12 protein-coding genes are annotated in these 14,227 nt (G+C 61.1%); 10 read left to right on the top strand and 2 right to left on the bottom strand.

From position 1 onward, the window contains the following. Window positions 1-55: 55 nt before the first annotated feature. Together HU739_RS16910 and ompR are read right to left on the bottom strand one after the other, a co-directional pair. Entirely contained in the window at window positions 56-1,369 is a 1,314-nt protein-coding gene (locus HU739_RS16910; RefSeq protein ID WP_186551545.1) for an ATP-binding protein, read from the bottom strand. Window positions 1,370-1,483: 114 nt separating this feature from the next. Beyond that, window positions 1,484-2,224 (bottom strand): osmolarity response regulator transcription factor OmpR, encoded by a 741-nt coding sequence (gene ompR, locus HU739_RS16905; RefSeq protein ID WP_186551544.1) that lies wholly within the window; start codon window positions 2,222-2,224, stop codon window positions 1,484-1,486. Window positions 2,225-2,582: 358 nt separating this feature from the next. Here ompR and HU739_RS16900 point away from each other — a divergent pair, with 358 nt between their 5' ends. From HU739_RS16900 to HU739_RS16855, 10 genes are all read left to right on the top strand, one after another. Continuing rightward, complete coding sequence (locus tag HU739_RS16900) at window positions 2,583-4,907, top strand: Tex family protein (protein ID WP_186551543.1); 2,325 nt, start codon at window positions 2,583-2,585, stop codon at window positions 4,905-4,907. Beyond that, complete coding sequence (locus tag HU739_RS16895) at window positions 4,907-5,290, top strand: PaaI family thioesterase (RefSeq protein WP_186551542.1); 384 nt, start codon at window positions 4,907-4,909, stop codon at window positions 5,288-5,290. Before HU739_RS16900 ends, HU739_RS16895 begins: the two co-directional genes overlap by 1 nt. Before the next feature lie 317 nt (window positions 5,291-5,607). Beyond that, the gene (gshA, locus tag HU739_RS16890) at window positions 5,608-7,191 is read left to right on the top strand and encodes a glutamate--cysteine ligase (RefSeq protein ID WP_186551541.1); all 1,584 of its coding nucleotides are present in this window, start codon (window positions 5,608-5,610) and stop codon (window positions 7,189-7,191) included. A 414-nt stretch (window positions 7,192-7,605) separates the two neighbouring features. Then, complete coding sequence (tauA, locus tag HU739_RS16885; protein ID WP_186551540.1) at window positions 7,606-8,583, top strand: taurine ABC transporter substrate-binding protein; 978 nt, start codon at window positions 7,606-7,608, stop codon at window positions 8,581-8,583. A 16-nt stretch (window positions 8,584-8,599) separates the two neighbouring features. Next, the gene (gene tauB / locus HU739_RS16880; protein WP_186551539.1) at window positions 8,600-9,394 is read left to right on the top strand and encodes a taurine ABC transporter ATP-binding subunit; all 795 of its coding nucleotides are present in this window, start codon (window positions 8,600-8,602) and stop codon (window positions 9,392-9,394) included. Beyond that, window positions 9,391-10,224: a taurine ABC transporter permease TauC gene (gene tauC / locus HU739_RS16875; protein ID WP_186551538.1), complete on the top strand. Its 834-nt coding sequence runs from the start codon at window positions 9,391-9,393 to the stop codon at window positions 10,222-10,224. The genes tauB and tauC overlap by 4 nt, the downstream gene beginning before the upstream one ends. A gap of 141 nt (window positions 10,225-10,365) precedes the next feature. Beyond that, window positions 10,366-11,208, top strand: coding sequence for a taurine dioxygenase (tauD, locus tag HU739_RS16870; RefSeq protein ID WP_186551537.1), 843 nt, complete (start codon window positions 10,366-10,368; stop codon window positions 11,206-11,208). Window positions 11,209-11,367: 159 nt separating this feature from the next. After that, window positions 11,368-11,949: an alpha/beta hydrolase gene (locus tag HU739_RS16865; protein WP_186551536.1), complete on the top strand. Its 582-nt coding sequence runs from the start codon at window positions 11,368-11,370 to the stop codon at window positions 11,947-11,949. 51 nt (window positions 11,950-12,000) lie between these two features. Then, window positions 12,001-12,933, top strand: coding sequence for a sigma 54-interacting transcriptional regulator (locus HU739_RS16860; protein ID WP_186551535.1), 933 nt, complete (start codon window positions 12,001-12,003; stop codon window positions 12,931-12,933). 166 nt (window positions 12,934-13,099) lie between these two features. Next, entirely contained in the window at window positions 13,100-13,897 is a 798-nt protein-coding gene (locus HU739_RS16855) for a MetQ/NlpA family ABC transporter substrate-binding protein (RefSeq protein WP_186551534.1), read from the top strand. The last annotated feature ends 330 nt before the right edge of the window (window positions 13,898-14,227 follow it).

The following is a 14,227-nucleotide window of genomic DNA, read 5'->3' as shown; positions in this document are numbered from 1 at the left end:
ACAGCGGCACTCACCCTGACCTGCCTGTGAAGCGAAGGCCAGGGGAGCGGGTCCGTCAGACCGCGTCCCGCGGCAGCATCAACCCTAACGGCAAGCGCACCCGCGCTTCCAGCCCGCCACCGGAGCGATTGCGCAATTCGACGTTGCCGCCGTGCATCGACGCGATCCGCTTCACGATCGCCAGCCCCAGCCCGGTGCCCTTGCCGCCGCGGGCCCGATCGCCGCGAGTGAACGGGTTGAAAATCGCCTCAAGCTCGGCAGGGTCGATGCCCGCCCCGCGGTCCATGACGCTCAGCACGACATAGGGTGCGCTGGTGTCGCCGGACACATAAGCGGCGACTTCCACGCCACTGCCCGCATGGTTCAGGGCGTTGCCGATGAGGTTGTTGAGCAGGCGCTTCATCGATACCCGACGCAGCGGAAACGGCTGGATGGGCTCCAGGCGCAAACGGACCTTTTCTTCATTCTGGTTGTACGGCGCGGCCACTTCGCGCACCAGATCACTGAGGTCGACCTCTTCGACCGACTCGTCGCGACCGTCGCGGATGAACGCGAGGAACTGGTCGAGAATCGCGTCCATGTCTTCGATATCACGGACCATGTCGTCGGTCAGGTCGTTGTGATCGCCCATCAACTCCAGCGACAACCGCAAGCGGGTCAGTGGTGTGCGCAAGTCATGGGAAACGCCCGCCAGCATCAGTTCACGCTCGCGCCCGGCTTGCTCGACGTCTTCGGCCATCTGGTTGAAGGCGCGGTAGACCTCGGTCATTTCGCTCGGCGTGTCGCTGATCGGCAGCCGCACGCTGCGGCCCTGTCCGAGTTGCCGCGCGGCATACACCAGGCGCTTCAGCGGCTGGTTGAGCTGGCTGACAAAAATCCACGCCGAGGCCGTCGACAACAAGCCGATGGCGAGGAACCAGCCGAGCACGTTCCAGATTTTCTGGCCACGCAATGGATGCGGATACAGCGGCACTTTCAGCCAGCCATCGCCCAGGCTCGGCGCGCGCACCCACAACGCTGGCGGCGAATGCATGCGCAAGCGCACTTCGGTGTCGGCACCCAGTTCCGCCTGCATCTGGCGTTGATAGATTTCGCTGTACGGCCAGTGCTGTTCGCCTTCCGGCACACCGGCACCGACCACGCGAATCAAGGTCGCGGCATCGGCAATTTTTGCGCGGTTTTCTTCATCGGCGGCCCAGTAGGCACGCAACGTCAGGGCGACGCCGTGGCTGTACTGACGGTCCACCAGCACGTCCTCGTTCATCAACAGATAAACCAGGGTCAGCGCCTTGGAAAACAGCACGACGATGAGCACCAGCCAAAGGGTGCGGGAGAAAAAACTTTGGGGGAACCAGACGGGGGTTTTCATCTTTAACCGCTACACACTTGCAGGAGCGAGCAATGCTCGCATATTGCGGATTGCGAGTCTGTGGCAATGGCCGTGCGACCAGAGCCTGGCAGACTCGCTCCTACAAATCACCGATCACTTGGTGGCGGTGCCATCCGGTACGAACACGTAACCCACGCCCCAGACAGTCTGGATATAGCGCGGTTTCGACGGGTCCGGCTCGATCATCCGGCGCAGACGCGAAATCTGTACGTCGATGGAACGCTCCAGGGCATCCCACTCGCGGCCCCGGGCCAGGTTCATCAGTTTGTCGCGGGTCAACGGCTGACGGGCGTTCATCACCAGCGCCTTGAGCACTGCGAACTCACCGGTGGTGAGCATGTGCACTTCGTCGCCACGCTTCAATTCACGGGTCGCCAGGGACAAGACGTAATCACCGAAGGTGACGTTTTCGTCCTCGCTCCCCGGCGCGCCCGGTACCGGTGCGGCCTGACGGCGCAGAACGGCCTTGACGCGCGCCATCAGCTCGTCGGGGTTGAATGGCTTGGCCAGGTAATCGTCGGCGCCCAGTTCCAGGCCCTTGATACGGCTCAGCTCGTCGCCCTTGGCGGTGAGCATGATGATCGGGATCTGGTTGTTCGCGCCACGCAGACGGCGGCAAGCGGTCAGGCCGTCTTCGCCAGGCAGCATCAGGTCGAGGACGACCAGATTGAACACTTCACGCGACAGCAGACGATCCATTTGCTCGGTGTTCGGAACGGTACGGGCGCGGTAGCCCTTGCTGACGAAAAAACGTTCCAGCAGGCTGCTCAGCCCTGGATCGTCATCAACAATAAGAATTTTTTCGCCTTCAGCAGTTTGTGCAGTGCTGCTCATTAGATGCTCCTTTTAGCTCGGCGCGCATTATGGCGTAGCTGCCGTTATACGCACCGTGTGCATTGTTAGCAGATTTTTCCTTCACTGCCAGAAAACCGGGGTTTATGCCTACAAGCTGCAACGCCCCCGAATGACAGAACGCTGGTTATAATGCGCGGCGTTTTGTGCCAGGCAACGTCTGAATCGTTACCGTAAGTGGCCGGCATTTTTTCCGGCCCTGTGCAGTAACCGTTCGATTTCACGGGTCAATGGGCTGCCTCTTGATCCAGGCAGCGGCAATTTTCTAGCCGCTCAATCAGCCTCCAGGCCTTTATTTGCGTGCCTGAGAGCCTGCTTTCACACTATGTCAGGTGGTTTTATGGACAGCATCAACAGCCGCATCGCCGAGGAACTCGGCGTACGCCCGCAACAGGTCGAAGCGGCCGTCGCGCTACTCGATGAAGGTTCTACCGTTCCCTTCATCGCCCGTTACCGGAAAGAAGTCACCGGCAGCCTCGATGACACCCAGTTGCGTCATCTGGAAGAGCGTCTGCGCTACCTGCGAGAACTCGACGAACGGCGCATCAGCATCCTCGCCAGCATCCAGGAACAGGGCAAGCTTACCCCTGCCCTGGAGCGCGACATCAAGCTCGCCGACACCAAGACCCGCCTCGAAGATTTGTACCTGCCGTACAAGCAGAAGCGCCGCACCAAGGGCCAGATCGCCCTGGAAGCCGGCCTCGGCGAACTGGCGGACGGCCTGTTCAACGACCCGAACCTCTCTCCGGAAACCGAAGCCGCACGCTTCGTCGACGCCGAAAAAGGCGTGGCTGATGTCAAGGCAGCGCTGGAAGGCGCCAAATACATCCTCATGGAGCGCTTCGCCGAAGACGCCAGCCTGCTGGAAAAACTGCGTAACTACCTCAAGCAGGAAGCGATCCTCAGCGCCCGCGTGATCGCCGGCAAGGAAGAGGAAGGCGCCAAGTTCCGCGATTACTTCGAACACGACGAGCCGCTGAAAAGCATGCCGTCGCACCGCGCGCTGGCAATTTTCCGCGGCCGCAACGAAGGCATTCTCAGTTCCGCGCTGAAAGTCGGCGACGAGCTCCCAGGCTCCATGCACCCATGCGAAGGCATGATCGCCCAGCAGTTCAATATCCAGAACCAGAATCGCCCCGCGGACAAGTGGCTGAGTGAAGTGGTGCGCTGGACCTGGAAGGTCAAGCTCTACACTCACCTGGAAACCGACCTGCTCGGCGAGCTGCGCGACGGCGCCGAAACCGAAGCGATCAATGTGTTCGCCCACAACCTGCACGACCTGCTGCTGGCCGCTCCGGCCGGGCCGCGCGCGACCCTGGGTCTCGATCCGGGCCTGCGTACCGGTTGCAAGGTGGCGGTGGTCGACGCGACCGGCAAGCTGCTCGATCACGCCACGGTTTACCCGCACGTGCCGCACAACAAATGGGATCAGACCATCGCGATTCTGGCCGCCCTGTGCGCCAAGCATTCGGTGGACCTGATCGCCATTGGCAACGGCACCGCCAGCCGCGAAACCGACAAACTGGCGATCGAGCTGATCAAAAAATACCCGGCGATGAAGATGACCAAGGTCATGGTTTCCGAGGCCGGTGCATCGGTGTACTCGGCATCGGAACTGGCGGCCAAGGAATTCCCGGACCTCGACGTGTCGATCCGTGGCGCGGTGTCGATCGCCCGGCGTCTGCAGGATCCGCTCGCCGAGCTGGTGAAAATCGATCCGAAATCCATCGGTGTCGGCCAATACCAGCACGACGTCTCGCAGCTGAAACTGGCGCGTGGCCTGGATGCCGTGGTCGAGGACTGCGTGAACGCCGTGGGTGTGGATGTGAACACCGCCTCCGTGGCATTGCTGGCGCGGATCTCCGGCCTCAACGCAACGCTGGCGCAAAACATCGTCGCGCACCGTGACGAACACGGCGCGTTCAAGACCCGTGCAGCGCTGAAGAAAGTCGCGCGTCTGGGCGAAAAAACCTTCGAACAGGCCGCCGGTTTCTTGCGCGTGATGAACGGCGACAACCCGCTGGATTCCTCGGCGGTGCACCCGGAAGCCTATCCGCTGGTGCAGCGCATCGCCGCTGAAACCGATCGCGATATCCGCTCGCTGATCGGCGATGCCGCGTTCCTCAAGCGCCTGGACCCGAAGAAATTCACCGACGAAACCTTCGGCCTGCCGACCGTTACCGACATCCTGCAAGAGCTGGAAAAACCTGGCCGCGATCCGCGTCCCGAGTTCAAGACTGCCGAGTTCCAGGAGGGCGTCGAAGACCTCAAGGATCTGCAACCGGGAATGATCCTCGAAGGCGTGGTAACCAACGTGACGGCGTTCGGTGCGTTCGTTGACATCGGCGTGCATCAGGACGGTCTGGTGCACATCTCCGCGCTGTCGGAGAAGTTCATCAAGGATCCGCGCGAAGCGGTGAAGGCCGGCGACGTGGTCAAGGTCAAGGTCATGGAAGTCGACATCCCGCGCAAACGCGTCGGCTTGTCGATGCGCATGAGCGACACCCCGGGCGAGAAGGTCGACGGCGCCCGTGGCTCGCGTCCCGGCTCGGCACCGCGCCAGTCTTCGGGCAGCGCGCCGCGCAAGGAAACCGTCAGCGCCGCCCCGGTGAACAACGCGATGGCCTCGCTGTTCGCCAACGCCAAGCAGTTGAAGAAACGCTGATGGAATTGCCGGCCGGGCTCGTCGAGAGCGCGTTTTTCAAGCTGTTGGGCTGCCGCCTGCACAGCCTCGAAACCGGGGTGGCGCAAGTCGCCCTCGCCCTTGAGCCCGAACTGCGCAACCGCGGCGGCAAACTGCACGGCGGCGCGCTGTTCAGTCTGGTCGACATCGCCATGGGGCTGGCCTGTTCCAGCACCCATGGCTTCGATCAGCAGAGCGCGACTATCGAGTGCAAGATCAACTACATCCGCGCCGTCTCGGATGGCGAGGTGTTGTGCACGGCGCGGGTGATCCACCCGGGCCGGCGCACGCTGGTGGTCGAAGCCGACGTGATGCAGGGCGACAAACTGGTCGCAAAAGCGCAAGGCACGTTCGCTGTGCTGTAGATGTTGCTCATCATTTTGAGTTAATTTCGGCGCTGTGATCGCAGCGTCGAGTTTTTCTGTGGGAGCGGGCTTGCTCGCGAAGGCGGTGTGTCAGGTGACTTTATATTGGCTGACACTCCGCCCTCGCGAGCAAGCCCGCTCCCACAGGTATTGCATGATCTTCGCGTGCATCTGCCAGATTCAGGGATTGAAGTCGGCGGTTCGAAAGTGCCTTTTGAGGCTAAAAAACCAGGCGATAACGCCAGTTTCAACTTCACCCTTGTAGACCGTCCTGCCCACCCCCATATTGGGGCGACTGACGCGTGAAGGAATCCAAATTGAGCGAACTTCTCAACCGCCGCCTGGCTCTGCTCGGCGAGCGCGCTAACCTCTCCCTGCTCAAGCAGTGCCTGCACGGTATCGAACGTGAATGCCTGCGCGTGACCAGCGAAGGTCGCCTGGCGCAAACGCCGCACCCCGAAGCCCTGGGTTCCGCGCTGACCAACGAACAGATCACCACCGACTACTCCGAGTCGCTGCTGGAATTCATCACGCCGGCCTTGCCGAACCCTGCCGACACGCTGGCGAGCCTGGACAAGATTCACCGTTTTGCCTACAGCAAGCTCGGCAACGAGTACTTGTGGAGTCCATCGATGCCGTGCCCGTTGCCGGCCGAGGAAGACATCCCGATCGCCTATTACGGCACCTCCAACATCGGTCAGCTCAAGTACGTCTACCGCAAGGGCCTGGCCCTGCGGTATGGCAAGACCATGCAGTGCATCGCCGGGATTCACTACAATTTCTCGCTGCCGGAACAACTCTGGCCGCTGTTGCGCGAGGCCGAAGGTTTCGTCGGTACGGACCGCGATTTCCAGTCAGTGTCTTACATCGCCCTGATCCGTAACTTCCGTCGCTACAGCTGGCTGCTGATGTACCTGTTCGGGGCATCGCCGGCGCTGGATGCCGGTTTCCTGCGCGGCCGTTCGCATCAGTTGGAACAGCTCGATCCGGACACGCTGTATCTGCCGTACGCCACCAGCCTGCGCATGAGCGATCTCGGTTATCAGAGCAACGCCCAGGCCGGCCTGACGCCGTGCTACAACGACCTGGCGAGCTACACCGACAGCCTGCGCAAAGCCGTAGCCACGCCGTACGCGCCGTACGTCGAAGTCGGTACGCACAAGGATGGCGAGTGGGTCCAGCTCAACACCAACATCCTGCAGATCGAAAACGAGTACTACTCCAACATCCGCCCCAAACGTGTGACGTACACCGGCGAGCGGCCGATCCAGGCGCTGATGGCGCGCGGCATCCAGTACGTCGAAGTGCGTTGCCTGGACATCAACCCCTTCCTGCCGATGGGCATCGACCTCACCGAGTCGCGTTTCATCGACGCGTTCCTGCTGTATTGCGCACTGAACGACAGTCCGCTGCTGACCAACACCACCTGCGGCAATGCCACGTCAAACTTCCTCAGCGTGGTCAAGGAAGGTCGCCGTCCGGGCCTGCAATTGCAGCGTGACGGTCAGCCGGTCGAGATGAAACAGTGGGCCGCCGAATTGCTTGAACAGATTGCTCCGCTGGCCGCGCTGCTGGACCAAAGCGTTGGCGGTGATGCGCACAGCAAGGCACTGGATGCGCAGTTGGCGAAAGTCAGCGACCCGTCCCTGACGCCATCGGCGCAGGTGCTGGCGGCGATGGCCGAGCACAAGGAAAGCTTTGCGCAATTCTCCCTGCGCCAGAGCCAGGCGCATGCCGAATTTTTTCGCAGCGAGCCATTGGCTGCGGATGAACAGGCGAAGTTCGAAGAGCTGGCGCGCGCGTCGCTGGCGCAGCAGACCGAGCTTGAGCAGAACGAGGTTGGCGATTTTGATGTGTTTGTCGGGGCGTATCAGGCGAGCATCCTCGCCATCAGCAACTGAGCAAATTCCCCTGTGGCGAGGGAGCTTGCTCCCGCTCGGCTGCGCAGCAGTCGTCAACTCATTCAACCCGGTGCACCCGACGCAACGTGATGAATGGAGGTGGGAGTCCTTCGGCCTCCAGCGGGAGCAAGCTCCCTCGCCACAGGTGCCAACCGCCAACTGCGCTTAGATTTTCTCGCTCGTACATGATCGTTCCCACGCTCCGCGTGGTAACGCCTCAAGGGACGCTCTGCGTCCCATGTGACGCGGAGCGTCACCGGCTGCATTCCCACGCAGAGCGTGGGAACGATCGGTCGGCTGCGCTTAGATTTTTCCGCTCATAAGCTCATTCTAAAAAGTTATTTATTTCTAGATTCTTAGATCATTTAGTCTCCATTCACGCCGACGCTCGGTCGCCTGATATGGAGCTCCCAATTGAAACTGAATGTCCCGCTTCGCCTGCTCGCCGCCGCTTCGCTGGCGGCCGCAAGTTTCCTCGCTCAGGCCGCCGACCTCACCGTCGCCTACCAAACCACCGTTGATCCGGCGAAAGTCGCTCAGGCCGATGGCGCCTACGAAAAAGCCACCCGTGCCGATATCAGCTGGCGCAAATTCGACAACGGCGCCGACATCATCGCCGCCATCGCGTCCGGCGATGTGCAGATTGGCTACCTCGGTTCCAGCCCGCTGACCGCCGCGATCACCCGCAAAGTCCCGGTCGAAACGTTCCTCATTGCCACGCAGATCGGCGCCGCTGAAGCCCTGGTCGCGCGTGAGGGTTCCGGCATCAAAACCCCGCAAGATCTGATCGGCAAGAAAATCGCTGTGCCGTTCGTGTCCACTGGGCACTACAGCCTGCTGGCAGCGCTGAAGCACTGGAACATCGATCCGTCGAAGGTCACCGTACTCAACCTCGCTCCGCCGGCGATCATCGCGGCGTGGAAACGCGGTGATATCGATGCCACTTACGTCTGGGACCCGGCGCTCGGCGTCGCCAAGGAAAACGGCAAAGTGCTGATCACCTCTGGCGAACTGGCCAAATTCGGCGCGCCGACCTTCGATGCGTGGATTGTGCGCAAAGACTTCGCCGAGAAGCACCCGGAAATCGTCACTGCATTCGCCAAAGTCACCCTGGACGCCTACGCCGACTACCGCAAGGATCCGAAAGCCTGGCTCGCCAATCAGTCCAACGTCGACAAACTGGTGAAACTCTCCGGCGCCAAGGCCAGCGACATTCCGTTGCTGCTGCAAGGCAACGTCTACCCGCTGGCGGCGGATCAGGTCAGTGACCTCGGTGCGCCGACCACCAAAGCCATCACCGACACGGCCGTGTTCCTCAAGGAGCAGGGCAAAGTCGAGGCGGTGCTGCCGGACTACGCGCCGTACGTCAGCGCCAAATACATCACTAACTGATCGGGAGTCGACCGCGATGGCCTTGCTACAGCTGGAGCGCATCAGCGCACAGTACCCGGGCAGCCCGGAACCTGTGTTGGCGGATATTTCTCTGACCCTGGGACCCCGGCAGTTGCTGGTCGCCCTTGGCCCGTCCGGCAGTGGCAAGACTTCGCTGTTGAACCTGATCGCCGGTTTTGTCGATCCGAGCGCCGGGCGCATTACCCTCGATGGCGTGCCGGTCAAAGGCCCGAGCGCCGAGCGCGGCGTGGTGTTCCAGGATGACGCCTTGCTGCCTTGGCAGAATGTGCTGGGCAACGTCGCGTTTGGCCTGGAACTGGCCGGCGTCGCCAAGCCCAAACGCGAACAGCGCGCCCGTGAAATGCTTGCGCTGGTCGATCTGGCCGGTTTCGAAGAGCGGCGCATCTGGCAGCTTTCCGGCGGCCAGAAACAGCGTGTCGGCCTTGCTCGTGCCCTCGCCGCCGACCCTCGGGTGCTGCTGATGGACGAGCCGTTCGGCGCCCTCGACGCGTTCACCCGCGAGCAGATGCAGGAGCTGTTGCTGCAAGTCTGGCAGCGCACCGCCAAACCGGTTTTTCTGATTACCCACGACATTGAAGAGGCGGTATTCCTCGCCACGGATCTGATTTTGCTGGCGCCGAATCCGGGGCAGATCGTTGAGCGTCTGGCGCTGGACTTCGGTCAGCGTTATGCCGCTGGCGAGCCGGCCCGGGCGATCAAGTCCGATCCGCTTTTCATCGAAACCCGCGAGCACGTGCTGAGCAAAGTGTTTTCGCAACGCAGTGCCGTGCATCGGCAGGAGCGCGCATGAGCAGTTACGACGTAAGCGCTGCGACGGTAAAGACGCCTTCGGTGATCCTCCCTGTGCGCCGCAGCCTGAGTACACGCTGGATCAGCTTGTTGACCCTCTTTGCCCTGTTGGCGATCTGGTGGGCGGTGACTGCTACCGGTCTGATCGAACCGCTGTTCCTGCCGCCACCCTCCGCCGTGCTGCAAAAAGGCTGGCTGCTGGCGACTTCCGGATACATGGATTCCACCTTGTGGCAGCACTTGGGCGCGAGCCTGAGTCGCATCGGTCTGGGCCTGGTCTTTGCGATTCTCACGGCAGTGCCGGTGGGCATCGCCATTGGTGCCAATCGCATCGCCCGGGGTGTGCTCGATCCGCTGATCGAGTTCTACCGACCGATTCCACCGCTGGCCTATCTGCCGCTGATCGTGATCTGGTGCGGCATCGGCGAGCTGTCGAAAGTGCTGCTCATCTATCTGGCGATTTTCGCGCCGATTGCCATCGCCACCGCGACCGGCGTGCGCACCGTAGACCCGGCGAAATTGCGCGCGGCGCAGTCGTTGGGCGCCACTCGCGCGCAACTGATTCGCCATGTGATTTTGCCCAGTGCATTGCCGGATATCCTCACCGGCGTGCGCATCGGCCTGGGGGTGGGCTGGTCAACCCTGGTTGCCGCCGAACTGATCGCCGCCACCAGCGGTTTGGGCTTCATGGTGCAGTCGGCCGCGCAGTTTCTGGTCACCGACGTGGTGGTGCTGGGGATTCTGGTCATTGCCCTGATTGCCTTCGCCATGGAAATGGGCCTGCGCGCGTTGCAACGCAAACTGGTGCCGTGGCACGGCCAGGCGCACTGAAATGTGCTGTGAATCCCTTGTAGGAGTGAGCCTGCTCGCGATGTCGGTGTTTCAGTCACCAGTGAGTCGCCGGTCTGCCTGAATCGCGAGCAGGCTCACTCCTACAAAAGCTTGAATCCCCCGAATTCGAAGAGAACCACCATGAGCACCCTCAATATCACCCCATTAAGCTCGGCCCTCGGCGCGCAAATCGACGGCGTCGACATCAGCCAGCCGTTGAACCCGCCAACCCGCGACGCCATCGAGCAGGCGCTGCTCAAGTATCAAGTGCTGTTCTTTCGCAATCAGCCGATCGAGCCGGCGCAGCAGGCACGTTTCGCGCATTATTTCGGCGACCTGCACATCCACCCGATCTACCCGAACGTGCCGGAACAACCGGAAGTTCTGATCCTCGACACCGCTGTCACCGACGTGCGTGACAACGCCATCTGGCACACCGACGTGACCTTCCTGCCAACGCCGGCGATGGGCGCGGTGCTCAGCGCCAAGTTGTTGCCGGCGTACGGCGGCGATACCTTGTGGGCCAGCGGCATTGCCGCGTATGAGGCGTTGTCGGCACCGCTGAAAAGCTTGCTTGAAGGCCTGACCGCGACCCACGATTTCACCCGCTCGTTTCCGCTCGAACGCTACGGCAACACGCCCGATGCGCTGGCGCAGTGGGAGGAGGCGCGGCGCAAGAATCCACCGCTGTCACACCCGGTGATTCGCACCCATCCGGTCAGCGGGCGACGTTCGCTGTTCGTCAACGAGGGCTTCACCTCGAAGATCAATGAGCTGTCGGAGACCGAGAGCGAGGCGATCCTGAAGTTTCTCTTCGCCCATGCCACCCGACCGGAATTTACGGTGCGCTGGCGTTGGCAGCAGGACGATATTGCGTTTTGGGACAACCGCGTGACGCAACATTACGCCGTGGATGACTACCGACCGGCGCGGCGAGTAATGCAACGCGCCACGGTGCTGGGCGACGTGCCGTTTTTCCGCTGAGCGCATCGCGAATGGCCCTGGCTTCAGGGAAGCATTCCAGATGTCGCGACAAATTTGATATTCCAGCAAGATATTAATAAATAGCTTCTTATTCCTTAACGAATATAAATCCTCTCCCTATACTCGGTCACGAACAGACACGACGCAGGAGAGCTCCCCATGCGCAACGAATCAATCCGCTACCTGATTGTGCCGGGCTGGCAAGGATCGCCAGATGACCATTGGCAAACCCACTGGCAAAACAGCCTGCCCAACAGCGCCCGGGTCGAGCAAGCCGACTGGCTGACGCCGCGCCGCGAAGACTGGGTCGCGGCCCTGGCCGAAGCGATCGCCGCGGACAGCACGCCGGTAATTCTCATTGCGCACAGCCTCGGCTGCATCACCGTTGCCCATTGGGCGGCCACCGCGCCGCTGCACTACCTGCGTCAGGTACGCGGTGCCTTGCTGGTCGCCCCGGCGGATGTCGAACGCCCGGCCTGTGCTCCGGCGCTGCGCAACTTTGCGCCGATTCCCACCGATTTGCTGCCCTTTCCCAGTCAAGTCGTCGGCTCCGACAACGACGCCGCCGTGAGTGCGCCACGTGCGTTGGAGCTGGCGCGCAACTGGGGCGCCGAGGCGGGGATTCTCGCCGGTGCCGGGCACATCAATGTCAAATCCGGGCACCAGCGTTGGGAGCAGGGGTTTGCTTACCTCTACCGCCTGCAAAACCGCATGGAGCATCACGCCCGCCGGCGCGCCTGATTTCTTTTTTTCAACGCCGCCGCCTCCAGGCGGTTTGGGCGGGAGTCTGCCATGAGTTTCGAAACGTTCGGCCAGCCGTTGCTGACCTTTCCCGATGCGGAAAAAAGCCCCCTGAGCATTCGCGCCAAGGCGCTGGTGTTTGTCGATCCGCGCTCGCGTCAGTTGCGCGAAGAACTCGAACAATTGGCACCGCGCTCGCTTTCCGTATTGATTCGCGGCGAGACCGGCACCGGTAAAGAACTGCTCGCCCGGCATATCCACCGCGCCAGTGATCGCAGCGGTCTGTTCGTCTCGGTCAACTGCGGGGCCATCAGCCCGACCTACGCCGATGCCGAATTGTTCGGCTATGCCGCCGGCAGCTACAGCGGTTCGGCCAGCAGTCGCGCTGGCTGGTTCGGTTCGGCCAATGGTGGCACTTTGTACCTGGATGAAATCGGCGACTTGCCGCTGCCGATCCAGATCAAATTGCTTGCGGCGCTGGAAAATCACGAAGTAACCCGCGTCGGCGCGCCTCAGCCGAGCCCGGTGGATGTCCGTCTGGTCGCAGCGACCAGCATCGATCTGGCCCAGGCTGTGGACGCCGGAAAATTCCACGAGCGGCTCTATCACTACCTCAGCGAGGGCCATCTGGAATTGCCGGCGTTGCGTGCGCGAACCGGCGATATCTTGCCTCTGGCCGAGTATTTCCTCGGCATCTACAGCCAGCGCCTCGCCTTGCCTGTGCCGTTGATCAGCGAAGCGGCGCAGCACGTGCTTGAGCAACATGCCTGGCCGGGCAATACCCGCGAGCTGGAAAACGTCATTCACTTCGCCCTGTTGGTCAGCACTGGCGATGAGATCCTGCCGGAGCATCTCAATCTGCCCGAAGCGTCTGCGCCGCCGCTTCACATCGAACGTCTGGTGAAGCAAATCAACATCGGCGGCAGCGCTGCTGAGCGTAAGGCATTGAAAGAGCTCCTGATTCGCTTGAGCGAGGGGCTGTGACCATTTTGTTCAACATGAACAAAATGGAATATGAAGCTGAATAAACGTTATTGTCCGGGAATAAAAAATCCCGGTATTGTCCGCCTCACGCCAGCGATATCACTTCACTGGCACACGTATTAATGCCGTCGTCGATGACGACCGTGATTTTCGATAAGGACACTGCATGAAAAAGGTTCTGTTGTTTACCGCATTGGCGGCTGCTCTGACGGCTTCTTTCGCCAACGCCGGCGAGAAACTGGTGGTTGCCGCAACGCCGGTGCCACACGCTGAAATCCTTGAGCTGATCAAGCCGACGCTGGCCAAAGAAGGCGTGGATCTGCAAATCAAAGTCTTCACCGACTATGTGCAGCCCAACGTACAGGTTGGCGAGAAGCGTCTGGACGCCAACTACTTTCAGACCCTGCCGTACCTGAACAGCTTCAACCAGGGTAAATACAAGGACGACAAGTCCAAGTACCTGGTGACCGTGCAGGGTGTCCATGTTGAACCATTCGGTGGCTACTCGAGCAAGTACAAGACCCTGGCCGAACTGCCGGACGGCGCGACCATCGCCATCCCCAACGAAGGTAGCAACAGCGGCCGTGCCCTGATCTTGCTGCAGAAGGCCGGCCTGATCGAACTGAAAGACCCGAAAAACGCCGTGGCGACGCCGAAAGACATCGCCAAGAACCCGCATAACTTCAAGTTCAAGGAACTGGAATCGGCGCTGCTGCCACGGGTGCTGAACGAAGTTGATCTGGACATGATCAATACCAACTACGCGCTGGAAGCCAAGCTCAATCCGCAGAAAGACGCGCTGTTGATCGAAGGCGCCGATTCGCCGTACGTGAACTTCCTGGTGGCCCGTGAGGACAACAAGAACAGCGACGCGATCCAGAAACTGGCCAAGGCCCTGACCAGCCCGGAAGTCAAAGCGTTCATCGAGAAGAAGTACAGCGGCGCTGTACTTCCGGCGTTCTGATTCAACGTTTGGGAATCCGCTGCACATATAAAAACGCCGATGACCAGCGATGGTCATCGGCGTTTTTGTGTGTGTTCGATAGAGAGTTTCGCGGTGATCGTTCCCACGCTCCGCGTGGGAATGCAGCCCGGGACGCTCCGCGTCCTATCAACAGCCGAACGCGGAGCGTCCGATGAGGCGTTCCCACGCGGAGCGTGGGAACGATCAAAAAATCGCAGCTTCCGGATTGATGTGTAATACCGGCTGAGCGCTGCGATTTTGATCTGGCCGTTACTTCAGACCCTGCGCTTTCACTGCCCGGCGCAACGCCATCAGCCACTTCACAATATC

Origin of the sequence: Pseudomonas hamedanensis (assembly GCF_014268595.2) — a bacterium.
Classification (GTDB): domain Bacteria; phylum Pseudomonadota; class Gammaproteobacteria; order Pseudomonadales; family Pseudomonadaceae; genus Aquipseudomonas; species Aquipseudomonas hamedanensis.
This window is presented reverse-complemented; position numbering and strand designations above follow the sequence as displayed.